Source organism: Streptomyces sp. NPDC092952 (genome assembly GCF_044754785.1).
Lineage (GTDB): Bacteria > Actinomycetota > Actinomycetes > Streptomycetales > Streptomycetaceae > Streptomyces.
The window spans coordinates 234,029-248,060 of sequence record NZ_JBIVPT010000004.1 but is presented as its reverse complement, the minus strand read 5'-3'; the positions used below and the strand labels follow the sequence as shown (position 1 = coordinate 248,060).

The 14,032-nt window shown below is 74.4% G+C and carries 11 protein-coding genes and 1 pseudogene; 6 read left to right on the top strand and 6 right to left on the bottom strand.

From position 1 onward, the window contains the following. Window positions 1-30: 30 nt before the first annotated feature. The 4 genes from lanKC to ACIQGQ_RS12115 form a co-directional block, all read right to left on the bottom strand. Window positions 31-2,715: a class III lanthionine synthetase LanKC gene (gene lanKC / locus ACIQGQ_RS12130; RefSeq protein WP_402393986.1), complete on the bottom strand. Its 2,685-nt coding sequence runs from the start codon at window positions 2,713-2,715 to the stop codon at window positions 31-33. A gap of 438 nt (window positions 2,716-3,153) precedes the next feature. Then, window positions 3,154-3,294, bottom strand: coding sequence for a hypothetical protein (locus ACIQGQ_RS12125; protein WP_376683981.1), 141 nt, complete (start codon window positions 3,292-3,294; stop codon window positions 3,154-3,156). A 175-nt stretch (window positions 3,295-3,469) separates the two neighbouring features. Further along, the gene (locus tag ACIQGQ_RS12120) at window positions 3,470-3,703 is read right to left on the bottom strand and encodes a hypothetical protein (protein WP_402393983.1); all 234 of its coding nucleotides are present in this window, start codon (window positions 3,701-3,703) and stop codon (window positions 3,470-3,472) included. Between the two features lie 257 nt (window positions 3,704-3,960). Then, a complete protein-coding gene (locus tag ACIQGQ_RS12115; protein WP_402393980.1) occupies window positions 3,961-6,684 on the bottom strand; it encodes a BTAD domain-containing putative transcriptional regulator in 2,724 nt (907 codons plus the stop codon). 157 nt (window positions 6,685-6,841) lie between these two features. Between ACIQGQ_RS12115 and ACIQGQ_RS12110 the strand changes: the two genes are divergently transcribed. After that, entirely contained in the window at window positions 6,842-7,615 is a 774-nt protein-coding gene (locus ACIQGQ_RS12110) for an SAM-dependent methyltransferase (RefSeq protein WP_402394812.1), read from the top strand. Between the two features lie 81 nt (window positions 7,616-7,696). Next, window positions 7,697-8,899: a serine hydrolase domain-containing protein gene (locus tag ACIQGQ_RS12105; RefSeq protein WP_402393977.1), complete on the top strand. Its 1,203-nt coding sequence runs from the start codon at window positions 7,697-7,699 to the stop codon at window positions 8,897-8,899. Between the two features lie 16 nt (window positions 8,900-8,915). Here ACIQGQ_RS12105 and ACIQGQ_RS12100 read toward each other — a convergent pair whose 3' ends face one another. Continuing rightward, window positions 8,916-9,431, bottom strand: a complete 516-nt coding sequence (locus ACIQGQ_RS12100) for a DUF2231 domain-containing protein (protein WP_402393975.1) — start codon at window positions 9,429-9,431, stop codon at window positions 8,916-8,918. A gap of 246 nt (window positions 9,432-9,677) precedes the next feature. Here ACIQGQ_RS12100 and ACIQGQ_RS12095 point away from each other — a divergent pair, with 246 nt between their 5' ends. From ACIQGQ_RS12095 to ACIQGQ_RS12080, 4 genes and pseudogenes are all read left to right on the top strand, one after another. Further along, window positions 9,678-10,412 carry a response regulator transcription factor gene (locus tag ACIQGQ_RS12095; RefSeq protein WP_402393972.1) on the top strand — a complete coding sequence of 245 codons (735 nt, stop codon included), beginning with the start codon at window positions 9,678-9,680 and terminating at the stop codon, window positions 10,410-10,412. Further along, window positions 10,409-11,833, top strand: coding sequence for a sensor histidine kinase (locus ACIQGQ_RS12090; protein ID WP_402393969.1), 1,425 nt, complete (start codon window positions 10,409-10,411; stop codon window positions 11,831-11,833). Before ACIQGQ_RS12095 ends, ACIQGQ_RS12090 begins: the two co-directional genes overlap by 4 nt. A 67-nt stretch (window positions 11,834-11,900) precedes the next feature. Further along, entirely contained in the window at window positions 11,901-12,716 is an 816-nt protein-coding gene (locus ACIQGQ_RS12085) for an exodeoxyribonuclease III (protein ID WP_402393966.1), read from the top strand. A 156-nt stretch (window positions 12,717-12,872) separates the two neighbouring features. Beyond that, a pseudogene (locus ACIQGQ_RS12080) lies at window positions 12,873-13,055 on the top strand (DNA mismatch repair protein MutT); the annotation flags it as partial. Between the two features lie 175 nt (window positions 13,056-13,230). Here ACIQGQ_RS12080 and ACIQGQ_RS12075 read toward each other — a convergent pair. Beyond that, window positions 13,231-13,896: a MerR family transcriptional regulator gene (locus ACIQGQ_RS12075; RefSeq protein WP_402394809.1), complete on the bottom strand. Its 666-nt coding sequence runs from the start codon at window positions 13,894-13,896 to the stop codon at window positions 13,231-13,233. Between the last annotated feature and the right edge of the window lie 136 nt (window positions 13,897-14,032).

Here is a 14,032-nt window from a genome sequence, read left to right as displayed (position 1 = left end):
GGTCGGTCGGTGGGGCTTCGGTGGTACGGGTCAGGAGGATGCTTCAGTGCCGTCGCAGGCCCAGACGCTGTGCGGGTCCTCGGTGGGCGTGGTGCCGTGCGGGGCACTGCCGTGCGGGGCCGCGGCGGACACGGTGGCCCGTGGTGCGGGGGCCGGGGCGCCGGGCCGGTCCAGGAGGGGCAGGGCCGGGAGCCGGCCGGACACGGTGTGCAGGGTGTGCAGGATGCCCGCGGTGCCGGTGGCCAGGTCCACGGACAGGCGCATGTTCTGGTCGCCGGTGGTGGCGATGCCGCCCTCGTGGTCCAGTGCGTGCCAGGCGAGGTCGCGGACGTGCCCGGTGAGGGCCGCCGCGAGCCCCGGATCGTCCTCGGCGGCGCGGTTGTGGGCCAGCGCGGCGGCCAGCCCGGCCCTTCCGGCGAACAGCCCGCTCTGGACGGTGAAGCTCAACTCCGTCGCGGTGTGCAGGGATTCGAGCGTGGTGGCGAGCTGCTCGTCGGGCCGGTGGCGCAGGTAGGAGCTGAGCGCGAGGGCGATTCCGGCACTGCCCTGCCCGAGGTACGGCAGGAGCCGCGTGCCGTCGTTGAGGTTGAGCGCCGAGTCGGTCTCGTGGCAGTGGTCCAGGTCGAGTTGGAGGGCCTGGCGGGCCAGGCCGAGATAGCGCTCCTCGCCGGTGTCCTCGTACAGGCTGACGAAGAACAGGGCGGGGCCGCTCCAGCCGCGCAGCAGTCCGGCGCTGCGGGCGGGGGTGCGGGTGATGGTGGCGAGGCGGGCAGCGAGGCGGTCGCCGGTGCCCAGGACGTGGGCGTGCAGGCCGGGTTCGTCCAGGGCGCGGGCGAAGTACCTCAGGTTGAGGCCGATTCCGGCCAGTCCGTCGTGCAGGCCGACCGGGGTGGCGTCGCCGGTGAGGTCGATGGCCCGGTCGAGCACCTCCAGGGCTTGCCCGGTGCGGCCGACCAGATGCAGGGCGTGGGCCGCGCCGTGCAGCCCGTCGTACAGGCCGGGGCGTGGGTCGGCGGCGCGATGGGTGGCCTGCCAGAGCCACTCGTGGTGCTCGGGGTCGGTGGGGTGGCCGGTGGCGGCCAGGGCGTAGAGGACGCCGGCGGCGCCATGCGCCAGGGTGTAGCCGCCGTCGTGCAGCGCGGCGGGGTCGCCGGGGAAGAGCCGGTCGGTGCGTTCGGGGGTGGCGGCCGACCGGATCGCGGTGACCAGGCGTTTCTCCAGCTCGCGGGCGGGCTCCGAGGCGGGGTCGGCGGCGGTGGCGGCGAAGAGCTCCGCGATCGAGCGGTCGGTGCGGGCGGTGACGCCCGGTGGGGTGAGGCCGGTGCGTATCCGGTCCGTCAACGTCTGTGGCAGGTCGAAGAGCCGGGTGGCCGCCTCGGCGAGCTGTCCGGCGCGGGCCGGGTCCAGTTCCAGGGTCATGGTGAGCGGCATGAACAGCGAGAGCCGCAGGCAGTCCAGGGCGTAGCGGTCGCGGTCGAAGCCGGTGGCGTGCTTGGCGACGTACCCGGGGGTGCCGATGCTGGGCACGGCCTCGCCGGCGTCGGGGCGGTAGGAGATCTCGAAGTCGACCAGTGCGACGCGCCCGTCGGGGCGGATCATCACGTTGTTGGGGCTCAGGTCGCCGAATACGGTTCCGGTGGCGTGGACGGCTTCCAGGATGTGTTCCAGCTGGTCGAGGACGTCCCGTACCCGGTCCGCGTACTCCTTGCGCTGTTCGGCGTCGGTGTGCGGCCTGATCAGCGGGTTGGTGGTGGAGGTGAAGCGCTGGAGGGTCTGGCCCTCGATGTACTCCTGGACCAGGAAGTGGTGCTCCCAGGCGGTGAACGTGCCGAGCAGTTCGGGCACGCAGTCCAGGTGGGCGAGACGGCTCAGGGTGGCGGCCTCGCGGTGCAGCCGGGTGACCGCGTCGTCCCCCGCGCCGTCCAGCCCGGCGAGCGGCCGGGCCTCGCGCAGCACCACCTGGCGGCCGGTCCTGTCGTCGGTGGCGAGGTAGACGCCCCCGCCGTTGGAGTAGTGCAGGGCCCGTTCCACCGTGTACGGGAAGGACGGTTCGTCCTGGGCCGCGGCGCGGGCGTCGATCTGAGCGGCGACGAAGTCGGGCACCGGTGCCCAGTCGGGGACCTGGAAGACCGGGGTGCGTTCGTCAGGCACCAGTACCCCGTCCGGGCGGCAGACGGCGGGGCTCCGGTCCCCGTTCTCGGTCAGGCACTCGCGGCGGGCGAATCCGCCGTAGCGCAGGTAGAGGGGGCCCTCCCGCCAGCGCAGGTCGCTGAGGATGTACGGTCCGGGGCGCCCGGCGAGCAGCTGGTCGAGGTCGTCGAGGGTGCGCTTCAGCTCTGCCTCGTCGGCCGGGTAGAGGGTGATGAGCTTGCCGCTGCTGCCCCGGGGGGCGTACTTCGCGTTCATGGCGCGGTGCACCTGCGGGTGCGGCAGGAACTTGAAGGACAGCGAGCGGGGCACGCAGTAGTCCCAGACCGTGTCGATGACCTCGGCGGCGTCGGAGGCCGTGGCGGAGACGTGGATCTTCCACCCCTGGGCGGGCAGTTGCACGTGCTCGGGGTGCACGTAGAGCCAGACGCTGCTTTCGGCGCGGCGCCAGCCGGGCGGTGCGGGGCGCTCGGTGGCGGGGAACGGCGAACCGGTGCGGGCGGTGTCGTTGCTCTCGTAGAACGGCTCGTCCGCCCGGCAGTAGGCGAGGTGGTTGATTCTCTCCACGGGATTCTCCTCGGAGTGCGCCGGGGCGCGGCGGCGTGACGGGACCACCGGTCGGCCGGGGCGTGGCGGGGCGGACAGGGCGGGGTGCGGAAGGAAGGGGCGCGGCGGGGTGCTGGAGCGGGCTGCCCGGACAGGCGGGGGACTCGCCGCGTGAGGAGCCGCGGGGGGCCGTGAGAAGTCACGGGGGGTCCGCGGGGACCGTGAGGCGTCACGGAGTCCGCGAAAGACCGTGAGGCGTCACGAAGACGAAGGGACGCGAGGGCTCGCGTGAGGGCCGCAGCGGACCGCGAAGGCGCGGGAGACCGCGAAGCGCGACGCGGATCGGCGGGCCGGGAAGCCGTCGGCCGGCTGCCGGATCAGGGGGCCGCGGGGCGAAGGGGCCGGACCGGTCGGGGGGACGGGCGGTTCACGGAAGCGCGGGGGCGGGTGCCGTGCCGGTCACAGCACCACGACCTGCTCCGGTCCCATGTCGGGCCAGGGAAGGGCGCCGTCGGCGGCCGGACCGCCCTCCTCGTCCTGACGGGGGTCGTAGAAGCGGTCGAAGAACGGGTCGTGGGCGGAGCTCGAAAACGCGTGCACGAGGATCATCTCCCTGAGGTATGGGCTCGAACGGGGTTCTTCCAGGCGTACGGGCGGTGCCGGGTACGGGCCGTGAGGGCGGGCCGCGCGGGTCACTGGCCGCGGTGGGTTCGGACCTCGCCGGGTGCGGACCGTGGTGCGTTCGGGCCGCGGGCCCGGGACTACCGGACCGGGGCTACTGGACCGGGCAACCGGCCGGCAGGGGCCGGACGGTGCAGCTCTGCTCGCCCCAGCCGGTCTCGTCACCCTCGGGCGAGGCCGGCGAGGTGACCGAGAGCGGGGAGACCGAGAGGGTCGAGACCGGGGCGGCCCTCGTCGCCGCGCCCTCCGCCGCGTAGGAGGCGCTCGCGCCGCCCAGGACGAAAGCCGTCGCCGCAGCCACTGCCACCACTCGGATCACGTTGCGCATGTCGTGTCTCCCCACATCTCGATCGGCTCCGGTCCCGGTCGGTCCGGATCGTTTCGGTTCGGGTTCCTCCGGGATTCTCCGGTGGCCCCTTCCTTCTGATGAAGAGACTGCCGTCCCGGCGGCACCGGGACCATACGGTCGATCCGTCCTGAACGTGCAGCCCGGTTGAGAGGGGGTGGCAAACCAGGACCAACCCCCGCCGAATAACCCGCCGGAGGTCCTCCGGGAACCCGTCCACAAGCTGCAGGCCCATTCGGTCAGGGAGACAAAACGGACCGGTTGTCGCCACCGGGCCGCGTCTGCGGGGCCACCGTCCCCTTCAGGCGGGCGAGTTGGTACCTGGCCCGGTTCACCCCCTCCTGGAACCCCTGCCGGGTGGCTTCCGCGAGCGCCTGGCGCACGCACCGCTCCGCCGCCTCCCGCTCGCCGAGCGCGAGCAGCGCCTCGCCCCGGCTCAGCCGCAGGGTGGCCCGGCGCATCACGCCCAGCCCGGTCGTCACCCCCTGGTCGTCGAGCGCCAGCGCGTACGCCGTGCAGCTCTCCGCCGCCGCGACGTCCCCCCGGGTCAGGAGCTGGTACGTGCGGTGCTGGAGCGCCAGGAGTTCGGTGAGTACGTCGTCGGCCTCGCGGGCGAGGCGGACCGCCCGGGTGACATGGCGCAGGGAGGTGTCGGTGATCCCGTCCGTGTCCAGGGCGACCGCCAGGTTGATCAGGGCGATCGCCTCGCTCGACGGATCGTGCGCGCGGGCCGCGAGGGCGGGCGCCGCCTCCAGATGGGCCAGCGCCTCGGAGAGCCGCCCCTCCCGGGTCAGCACCCACCCCAGCAGCGCCCGGACCCGGGACTCCGCGTCCGGGTCGCCGACCCGACTGCTCGCCGCCAGGGCCTGTTCGAGCAGCGGTACCCAGCCGTCCCGGACGCTCCACACCACGTAGGGCCACTGGAGCACGGCCAGCCGCCAGGCCCGGTCCTCGTGGCCCGCCGCCCGTGCGGCGGTGACCGCGGCGGCCAGGTTGTCGCACTCTGCCGCGTACCAGCGCAGGGCCGCGTCCCGGTCCGCGAACCTCCGTACCGGGAGGTCCGCCACGGCCGTCGCGGGCAGGGCGCAGCAGGGTTTGTCGCCCGGCTCGGCGGCGAGGGACGCGGCGAGAGCGGTCGCCGCGTAGCCGTCCAGCAGCCGCAGCAGCGCCCCGTCATCGGCGGTCAGGCCGCGTGCGTACAGCCGGACCAGGTCGGGCGGGGAGTAGCGGCCGGGGGCGTGCTCGGTCACCAGATGGGCCCCCGCGAGCCGGTCCAGCGCCTCGGCGGCCACGGCGGCCGGCCGGCCGAGCAGCGCGGCGGCGGCGTACCGGTCCAGATCGGGGCCGGGCACCACCCCGAGCAGGGCGAAGAGCCGCACCGCCTCGGGCGCCAGCCCCCGCACCGTGCTCCGGAGCACCGCCGCGACCCCCGACTCCTGCGCGTCGTCCAGCGAGAGCAGGGCCAACCGCCGCTGCTCGTCCGCGAGTTCGGCGGCCAGATCGGCGAGCTGCCAGTGCGGTCTGGCCGCGAGCTGGGCCGCCGCGATGCGCAGCGCGAGCGGCAGCCCGTCGCAGAGCCGGGCGAGCCGCTCCGCCGCCCCGGGCTCGGCTGCCACCCGGTCCTCGCCGACCGCCGCCGCGAGCAGGTCGGCGGCGGGCGCCGGGGCGAGGGCGTCGACCCGCACCGGCCGGGCCAGTTCCTCGACGGCCAGCCCGCCGAGCCGGAGGCGCGAGGTGACCAGGACGGCCGAGCCGGTCCCGGCGGGCAGCAGCGGGCGGACCTGGTCGGAGCCGCGCGCGTCGTCCAGCACGACCAGGAGCGCGCGCCGCCCGGTCAGCTCCCGGTACAGGGCGGCGGCGCAGGCGGCGGACTCGGGCAGCCCGTGCGCGGGCACCCCCAGCGCGAGCAGGAACTCCCGTACGACCTGAGCCGGTTCGGCCGGAACGCCGCCGAAGCCGCGGAGATCGGCGTAGAGGGTGCCGCCCGGGTAGCGGGACTGCGCGTGGTGCGCCCAGTGGAGCGCGAGCGCGCTCTTGCCGACCCCCGGGGCGCCCGTGACCAGCGCGGGGACCCCGGCCCCGGCGGCCCGGTCCAGCTCGGCCAGCTCCGCGTCCCGGCCGAGGAACCCCCGTATCCCGCGTGGCAGCAGCCGGGGCACCGCGCCGCCCTCCCCGGGCGCGACCGGCTCCGCCGCTCCGGAACGCCGCCTCTCGACCGCCTTCCCCGACGCGCGCAGGACCGTTTCGTGCTCCCTGCGCAGCCCGGCGCCCGGGTCGACGCCCAGCTCGGCGGCGAGCAGACGGCGGGTGCGGTGGTAGTGGTCGAGCGCGTCCGACCGGCGCCCCGCCCGGTGCAGCGCCCCGACCAGCGCCCCGGCCAGCGATTCGCGCAGCGGGTGCGCCTCCGCCTCCGCCTGGAGCACCGCCACGGCGCCCGCCGCGTCCCCGAGCCGGCCGTAGCCCTCCGCCAGGGTCTCCACGGCCGCCAGCCGGTCCTCCTCCAGGGCCTGCGCGGCGGCCCGCAGCGTGCTGCTGGGGGCGGTGCCGTCGAGCGCCGGACCGTGCCACAGGGCCAGCGCCTCGGTGAGGTCGGCCACCGTGTCGGCGGGCCGCAGCCGGGACCTGCCGCGCCGGACCAGCCGTTCGAAGCGGTACGTGTCGAGCAGCGTCTCCGGCACCTCGAACACGTACGACGGGCCCCGGGTCAGCAGGCGCACCCCGTGCTCCCCGGCCCCGGCCGCGTTCAACAGGGCCCGCAGCCGCGAGACATGGCCCTGGACGACCGTACGGGCGTGGACGGGTGGCGCCGTGTCCCAGAGGGTGCCGATCAACCGGTCGACGGACACGGGGGAGTTGGCCTTGAGGAGCAGTGCGGCGAGCACGCCGCGCCGTTTGGCGGGCCCCGGCTGGAGCTCTCCCGCCCCGCTGATGACTCCCACCCTGCCGAGCAACCGGAATTCCATCGCGCCTCCTCAACGGTCCGGAGGCCGCGCCCTGGAGGCGAGATGCCGGACAGATGATCATACGAACCCTGCCGTATTCCGGCGGAATCGCGTCACCTACGCTGGGCGCGTTCGCACGAGTGAGCAAGCCCAAAGGAGGCGCCCCGTGCCGGTCGACATGCCCGAGCCCCGGATCGACACCAGCAAGCCCCACCCCGCCCGCGTCTACGACTGGCTGCTGGGCGGCAAGGACAACTACCCCGTCGACCAGGAGGTGGCCGAGAAGCTGCCCGAGGAGGCGCGCGGCAACGCGGCGCGCAACCGGGCCTTCATGCACCGGGCCTCCGCCTGGCTGGCCCGCAACGGCGTCGACCAGTTCCTCGACATCGGCACCGGCATCCCCACCGAGCCCAATCTCCACCAGGTCGTCCAGGCGATCACACCCACCGCCCGGATCGTCTACGCGGACAACGACCCGATCGTGCTGCGCCACGCGGAGGCGCTGCTGATCAGCACGCCGGAGGGCGTCACCGACTACATCCACGCCGATGTGCGCCGGCCGGAGACGATCCTCGAACACGCCCGCGCGCTGCTCGACTTCGACCGGCCGATCGCCCTCTCGCTCATCGCGCTGATGCACTTCCTGCCGGACGACCAGGACCCCTACGGCCTCGCCCGCACCCTCGTCGACGCCCTGCCCCGGGGCAGTTACCTGGTGCTCTCGCACGGCACGGCCGACCAGCACCCGGAGCTGAGGGCGGCCACCGAGGAGGCGTACCGGAAGGGGGAGATCTCGCTGCGGATGCGGACCCGGAGCGAGGTCGAGCCGTTCTTCGAGGGGCTGGAACTGGTCGAGCCCGGCCTGGTCTTCGCCACGGAGTGGTACCGGGAGGAGCCCGCGCCGGTCCAGGAGCGCAGCGGCTTCTACGCGGGCGTGGGCCGGGTCCGCTGACCGGAGTGCCGGGCCCGGACCGATGAGTCCGGGCCGGTGTGGCGGTCCACCTTCCGGACGCGACAACGGGAAGGTGGACCGATGAACGATCTGCGCGCGCTCCTGACGAGGACGACCGGCCCCGGACACGCGAACGGGGCGGCCCCCGGCGCCGTTGGCCTGGTGGCCCGGGGCGACCGGGTCGAGGTGGCGGCGGTCGGCACCGCCACGGCGGGCGGGGAGGGCGGCGAGGACGGCACGGGCACGGCCCCGGTCCCGATGGCCCGGGACACCCTCTTCCGGATCGCCTCCCTCACCAAGCCCGTGACCGCCGCGGCCGCCCTGCTGCTGATCGAGGAGGGCCGGATCGCCCTGGAGGAGCCGGTACGCCAGTGGCTGCCGGAGCTGGCCGAACCACGGGTGGTCCGCACACCGGCCTCCCCGCTCGACGACGTGGTGCCCGCCGACCGGGCCATCACCGTGGCCGACGTACTCGCCTCCCGGGCCGGGTACGGCTTCGCACCGGACTTCTCGCTCCCCGCCGTCCGGGCGCTCCTCGACGAGCTGCGGCAGGGCCCGCCGCAACCGGGGCACGTCCCGGACCCGGACACCTGGATGGCCGCGCTCTCCCGCCTCCCGCTGCTCCGCCAGCCGGGCGAGGCATGGCTCTACAACACCTGCTCCGACATCCTCGGCGTGCTGATCGCCCGGGTCGCGGGCCGGCCGCTGCCGGAATTCCTGGCGGAGCGGCTGTTCGCCCCGCTGGGCATGGCCGACACCGGTTTCTCCGTACCGCCCGGGAAGCTGGACCGGTTCACCGGCCACTACGCCCCCGACCCGGACGCCGACGGCGGCCTCCGGCTGCTCGACGCCCCCGACGGCCAGTGGAGCACCCCGCCCGCGTTCCCCTCCGGCGCGGCCGGGCTGGTCTCGACGGCCGACGACTGGCACGCCTTCGCCCGGATGCTGCTCGCCCGGGGGCACGCGGAGAAGGCCGGGCGCCGGCTGCTGTCCGCCGAGTCGGTGCGGCTGATGACCACCGACCACCTCACCGCCGCCCAGCGCGAGGCCGCCGCGCCGTTCCTGGAGGGCCAGGGCTGGGGCTACGGCGGCTCGGTCGACGTACGCCCCATCGAGCCCTGGAACGTACCGGGTCGCTACGGCTGGGTCGGCGGCACGGGCACGACGGCCCACCTCACCCCCGCCACCGGCACGGTCGCCGTCCTGCTGACCCAGCTCGCGATGACCGACCCGGCCCCGCCCGCCCCGATGCGCGCCTTCTGGCGCTACGCGTCCGGCGTCTGAGGTCCGGCGGCAGCGGTCAGCCGCGGTCGGAGTGGGAGGTGGCGGTGTAACCGTCGTGCCAGGCGGCCTTGGCGCCGGAGTCGCCGATCCGGTACACCTGCACGCCCGCGCCGACTCCGACGGCGAGGGCGAGCACCGTGGCGGCGACGCGCAGCGGAACACCCGCCGTGCCCGCCGGTCCGGCCGCGTCGGGGGTCCGGTGGGCGGCGCGGCGGTGGAACCACCACACCGCCGCGGACATCAGGAAGAGCCCGACGGCCCACGGCAGCAGCCCGTCGCCGAGCTCGGCGTGCCGGCGGACCAGCGGGTCACCGTCCACGTGCCGCTCCAGCCACTCGCCGGCGTCCGTCGTCAGCGGGACGGCGGCCAGGGACATCAGGGCGAGGACGGGCAGCGCCGCCCCGAAACGGCGCATGACCGACGGGAGCGCGGCGCACAGGATCAGGGCGAGGGCGGTGAGGGGTACCAGGACCACGACGACGTGCACGAGCAGCACGTGTGCCGGGACGCCGTTGATCAGATCGAGTCCCACAGGGCTCCTTCGAGGTTGGCGTCCGACGCGGGGCGGGCCACGCGGTGATGGCGAACGCGCTGGTCATGGGGGTTGCGGGCGGGGCGTGCCCCGGCAACGGTGGCCACTCTCACAGCCGGACCTCTGTGAATGCTCTGAACCCGGTCCCCCGGGCCCGAGGGGCCCCGGGGCCCGGGGGAACTCAGAGGGAACCCAGAAGTACGGCCCACCCCGCCGGGGCCCGCGCCGAGGCATGCTGGCGGGACCATGGACGAGCCGCGTACGACATCACTTCTGCACCGCCCCGACGGAGAACCCGTGCGGGTCCTCGTCGTCGACGACGAACCCGACGTCACCGACGTCCTGGCCGGGGCGATGGCCGGCGAGGGCTGGCAGGTCCGTACCGCCGCCGACGGCGCGACCGCGCTCGCCGCCGCCCGTGACTTCCGCCCCGATGCGGTGGTCCTGGACCGGATGCTGCCGGACCTGAACGGGCTGCAGGTCCTGCGGGCCCTGCGCCGCGAGGAGCCGGGCGTGTGCGTGCTCTTCCTGACCGCTCGCGACGCCGTCGAGGACCGGGTCGCGGGCATCACGGCGGGCGGCGACGACTACGTCACCAAGCCCTACAGCCTCGAAGAGGTCCTCGCCCGGCTCCGCGGACTCCTGCGGCGTGCCGGTATGGCCGCCGAGCGGGGAACGAACCAGCTCACCGTCGGGGACCTCACGATGGACGAGGACGCCAGGGAGGTCAGACGCGGCGAGTCCGTCGTCGAGCTGTCCCGCACCGAGTTCGAACTGCTCCGTTTCCTCATGCGCAACCCGCGCAGGGTCCTGTCCAAGGCGCAGATCCTCGACCGGGTCTGGGCCTACGACTTCGGCGGCCGCGCCCATGTCGTCGAGCTCTACATCAGCTATCTGCGCAAGAAGATCGACGCCGGACGCACTCCGATGATCCACACGGTGCGTGGTGTCGGTTACGTCCTCAAGCCGGACGCTCCGTGAGGCGCCTGCTGCCCCGTACCCTGCGCGGCCAGCTCACCGCGGGGCTCGTCGCCCTGCTCGGTCTGGCCTGCCTCGCCGTCGGCGTCACCACCGCCCTGGCGCTGCGAGGTTTTCTCGTGGGGCGTCTGGACGACCAGCTCGCCGCTTCCGACGGCCGGTTCGCCGCCAGTCTGGAACACGAGGCCAGGCCCGACGCCGACAACCGCCCCGACATCCGCGGCCAGGCCGAATCGACCTTCGGCGCCCGCCTCCTGGACGGGACCGTCACCCGCGCCGCGGTCGTCGACGGCGCCACCGACCGTCCCGCCCGGCTCACCTCCCGGGACCGCCGTGCCCTGGCGGGCATCCCGGTCGACGGGAACGGGCACAGCGTCCGGCTCTCCACCCGGGGGGCCTACCGTGTCACCGCCGTCCGGGGCGACGACCGGGACGTTCTCGTCACCGGGCTGCCCCTGCGTCCGGTCGAGGAGACCGTCCACCGCCTCGAAGCGGTGGAGGCCGCCCTGTTCGGCGCCGCGCTCGTGGCCACCGGCCTCGCCGGGGCGCTCTGGGTGCGGATCTCCCTGCGCCCCCTCCAGAACGTCACCGCCCGCGCGGTGGAAGTGGCCGGGCTGCCGCTCGCCGGGGGCGAGGTCGCCATGCCCGGACCGCTCTCCGACACCGACCCGCGCACCGAGGTGGGGCGGGTCGGCACCGCCTTCAACCACATGCTCGGCCATGTCGAGGACGCCCTCGTCCGCCGCCAGGCCGGTGAGGAACGGCTTCGGCACTTCGCCGCCGACGCCAGCCACGAACTGCGCACCCCCGTCGCCAACATCCGTGGCCACGCGGAGCTCGCCCTGCGCCACCACTCCGCCGTCCCCGGGGAGGTCCGCCACGCCCTGGAGCGCATCGACGGCGAGTCGCGGCGGATGACCAGGCTCGTCGACGACCTGTTGTTGCTGGCTCGCCTGGACGCCGGACGCCCTCTTGAGCACGAGCCCGTCGACCTGACCCTGCTGATCCTCGACGCGACGGACGACGCCCGCGCCGCCGGTCCCGGCCACCGCTGGTTCCTGGACCTCCCGGAGGAACCCGTCACCGTGACCGGTGACGCCCACCGCCTCCAGCAGGCCATCGGCAACCTCCTCGCCAACGCCCGCACCCACACCCCGCCCGGCACCGGCGTGACCGTCGCCCTCGCCACGGGCGGCGAGCACGTCCGCGTGACCGTCAGCGACAACGGGCCGGGCATCCCCGAAGAGGTCCAGCCCGAGGTGTTCGGACGGTTCGTCCGGGCCGACCACACCCGCTCCCGGAGCACCGGAAGCACCGGTCTGGGCCTCGCCATCGTGCACGCCGTCCTCACCGCCCACGGCGGAACCGCCACTGTCACCAGCCGTCCCGGGCACACCGCCTTCCGTCTCGTCCTGCCCGCCTGACGCCCCGCGCCCATGCGCGCCCTGTGGCGTTACGCGTCCGATGCCCGGCTTCGGTATCGTCGGGTGAATGCTCACTGTGTCCACTGCCAATGTGAACGGGCTCCGCGCCGCCGCGAAGAAGGGCTTCGTCGAGTGGCTGGCCCGGACCGAGGCCGATGTGATCTGCCTCCAGGAGGTGCGGGCCGAGCCGCACCAGCTGCCCGAGGAGGTACGGGACCCGGAGGGCTGGCACACCGTCCACGCACCGGCCGCCGCGAAGGGCCGGGCCGGGGTCTCCCTCTACACCCGGCGTGCGCCGGAGCGGGTGCAGATCGGGTTCGGCGGCTTCGGGATCGACGGGAGTGACGAGTTCGACACCAGCGGTCGCTACGCCGAGATCGACCTGCCGGGCGTGACGGTCGCCAGCCTGTACCTGCCGTCCGGCGAGGTGGGCACGGAGAAGCAGGAGGAGAAGGAGCGGTTCATGGCCGCGTTCCTCCCGTACCTGGTGGGCCTGAAGGAGCGGGCGGCGGCCGATGGCCGCGAGGTGCTGGTCTGCGGCGACTGGAACATCGCCCACCAGGAGGCCGACCTGAAGAACTGGCGCGGCAACAAGAAGAACTCCGGCTTCCTCCCCGAGGAGCGCGCCTGGCTGACCCGCGTCTTCGACGAGGCCGCCTACGTCGACGTCGTACGCGCCCTCCACCCCGACCAGGAGGGCCCGTACTCCTGGTGGTCCTACCGGGGCCGGGCCTTCGACAACGACACCGGCTGGCGGATCGACTACCAGGTGGCGACGCCGGGCCTGGCCGGGCGGTGCGTGAAGGCGTACGTCGAGCGCGCCGCGACCCACGCCGAGCGCTGGAGCGACCACGCGCCGGTGACGGCGGTCTACGAGAAGTAGCCGACGGCGGCCGGCGGCCCCGTCCGGCCGCGCTGCCGGGTGCTGCACGCATCGCACCTCGCGGGGCGGGGCGCTTCGACGCCGTGTGGGAAACGGCCCGTCCCGTGGAACGGTGAGGGGCATGGCCCGAACCGCGTACGACGACGACCCGAACGCGCGTACGGCGACGGAGAGGTGCGCCGGCAGTTCAACGCCTGCTTTGTCGCACGGGTCGTCGGCGGCGTCCTGGGCATCTCGGGGGAGAGCGCGGAACTGCGATTCGTGGCGCCCGGGGAGATCGACCCGCTCCCCACGCACCACACGCAACGGCTGCGCATCCGGCACTTCCTGGAACGCCGCACCGTGGACCCACGACGTCGAAGCGCTCTGATCCACCGTTCCCCGCCGCCTCGTACGGTGGGGCGGTCGAACGGGAGATCGTGCGAACGGGAGGGCGTACCGGGCGGTTCGGGGCGGGCAGCATTCCGGCGTGCGATCGCGGAAGACCTCGGCCCGGGCCATGTGCCGCCGACCGTCAGGCGGGCTCCCCGGGCCCCCCGGACGGTTCGTCCGGCTTCCGCGGCGGCTCCTTGCGCAGGCGGCGGTCGAGGGCCATGGACAGTTCGGCGTCCACCACCGCGCGGGCCAGCGGGCGGAGCTGGGGCGGCTCGGGGTCGTCGGTGTGCTCCCGCAGGACGTTCACGAAGAGTTCCGCGAGCGCGTCCGCGTGCGCGCGGACCCGGCGCCCGGCCGCCAGCACCGTGGCCAGCGGGACGCCCTCCCGTACCAGCTCGGACGACACGTCCAGCAGGCGGCGGCTGATGTGGACGATCTCGTCGCCGTCGGTGGCGAGGTAGCCGAGGTCGAGCGCGGTGGCCAGGTTCTCGGTGGTGGTCTCGCCCTCGAAGTAGTCCGCGAGCTGCTCGGGCGTGAGGCGGACCGGGGTCTCCTCGGTGGGCTCGCCCAGCCCCAGCACCTCGGCGACGTCCCGGCCGCTCTCGAAGGTGCGGGCCAGATCGGCGATCCCGGTGAGGGTGTGGCCGCGCTCCAGCAGGCCCGTGATCGTGCGGAGCCGGGCCAGGTGCCGGTCGTCGTACCAGGCGATGCGCCCCTCGCGGCGGGGCGGCGAGATCAGCCCGCGCTCCCGGTAGAAGCGCACGGTCCGCACGGGGATCCCGGCCTTCTCGGCCAGCTCCGCCATGCGGTACTCACGCTGCTCGTCGCGCCTCTCGCGTCCTTCGGCCACACCCGCACCCTATGTTGTACCGCCGGTAACTTTCCCCCGTCGTACCCCTACCCATCGGTACGGAGCTGCTCTACGCTCCCGATATTGCCAG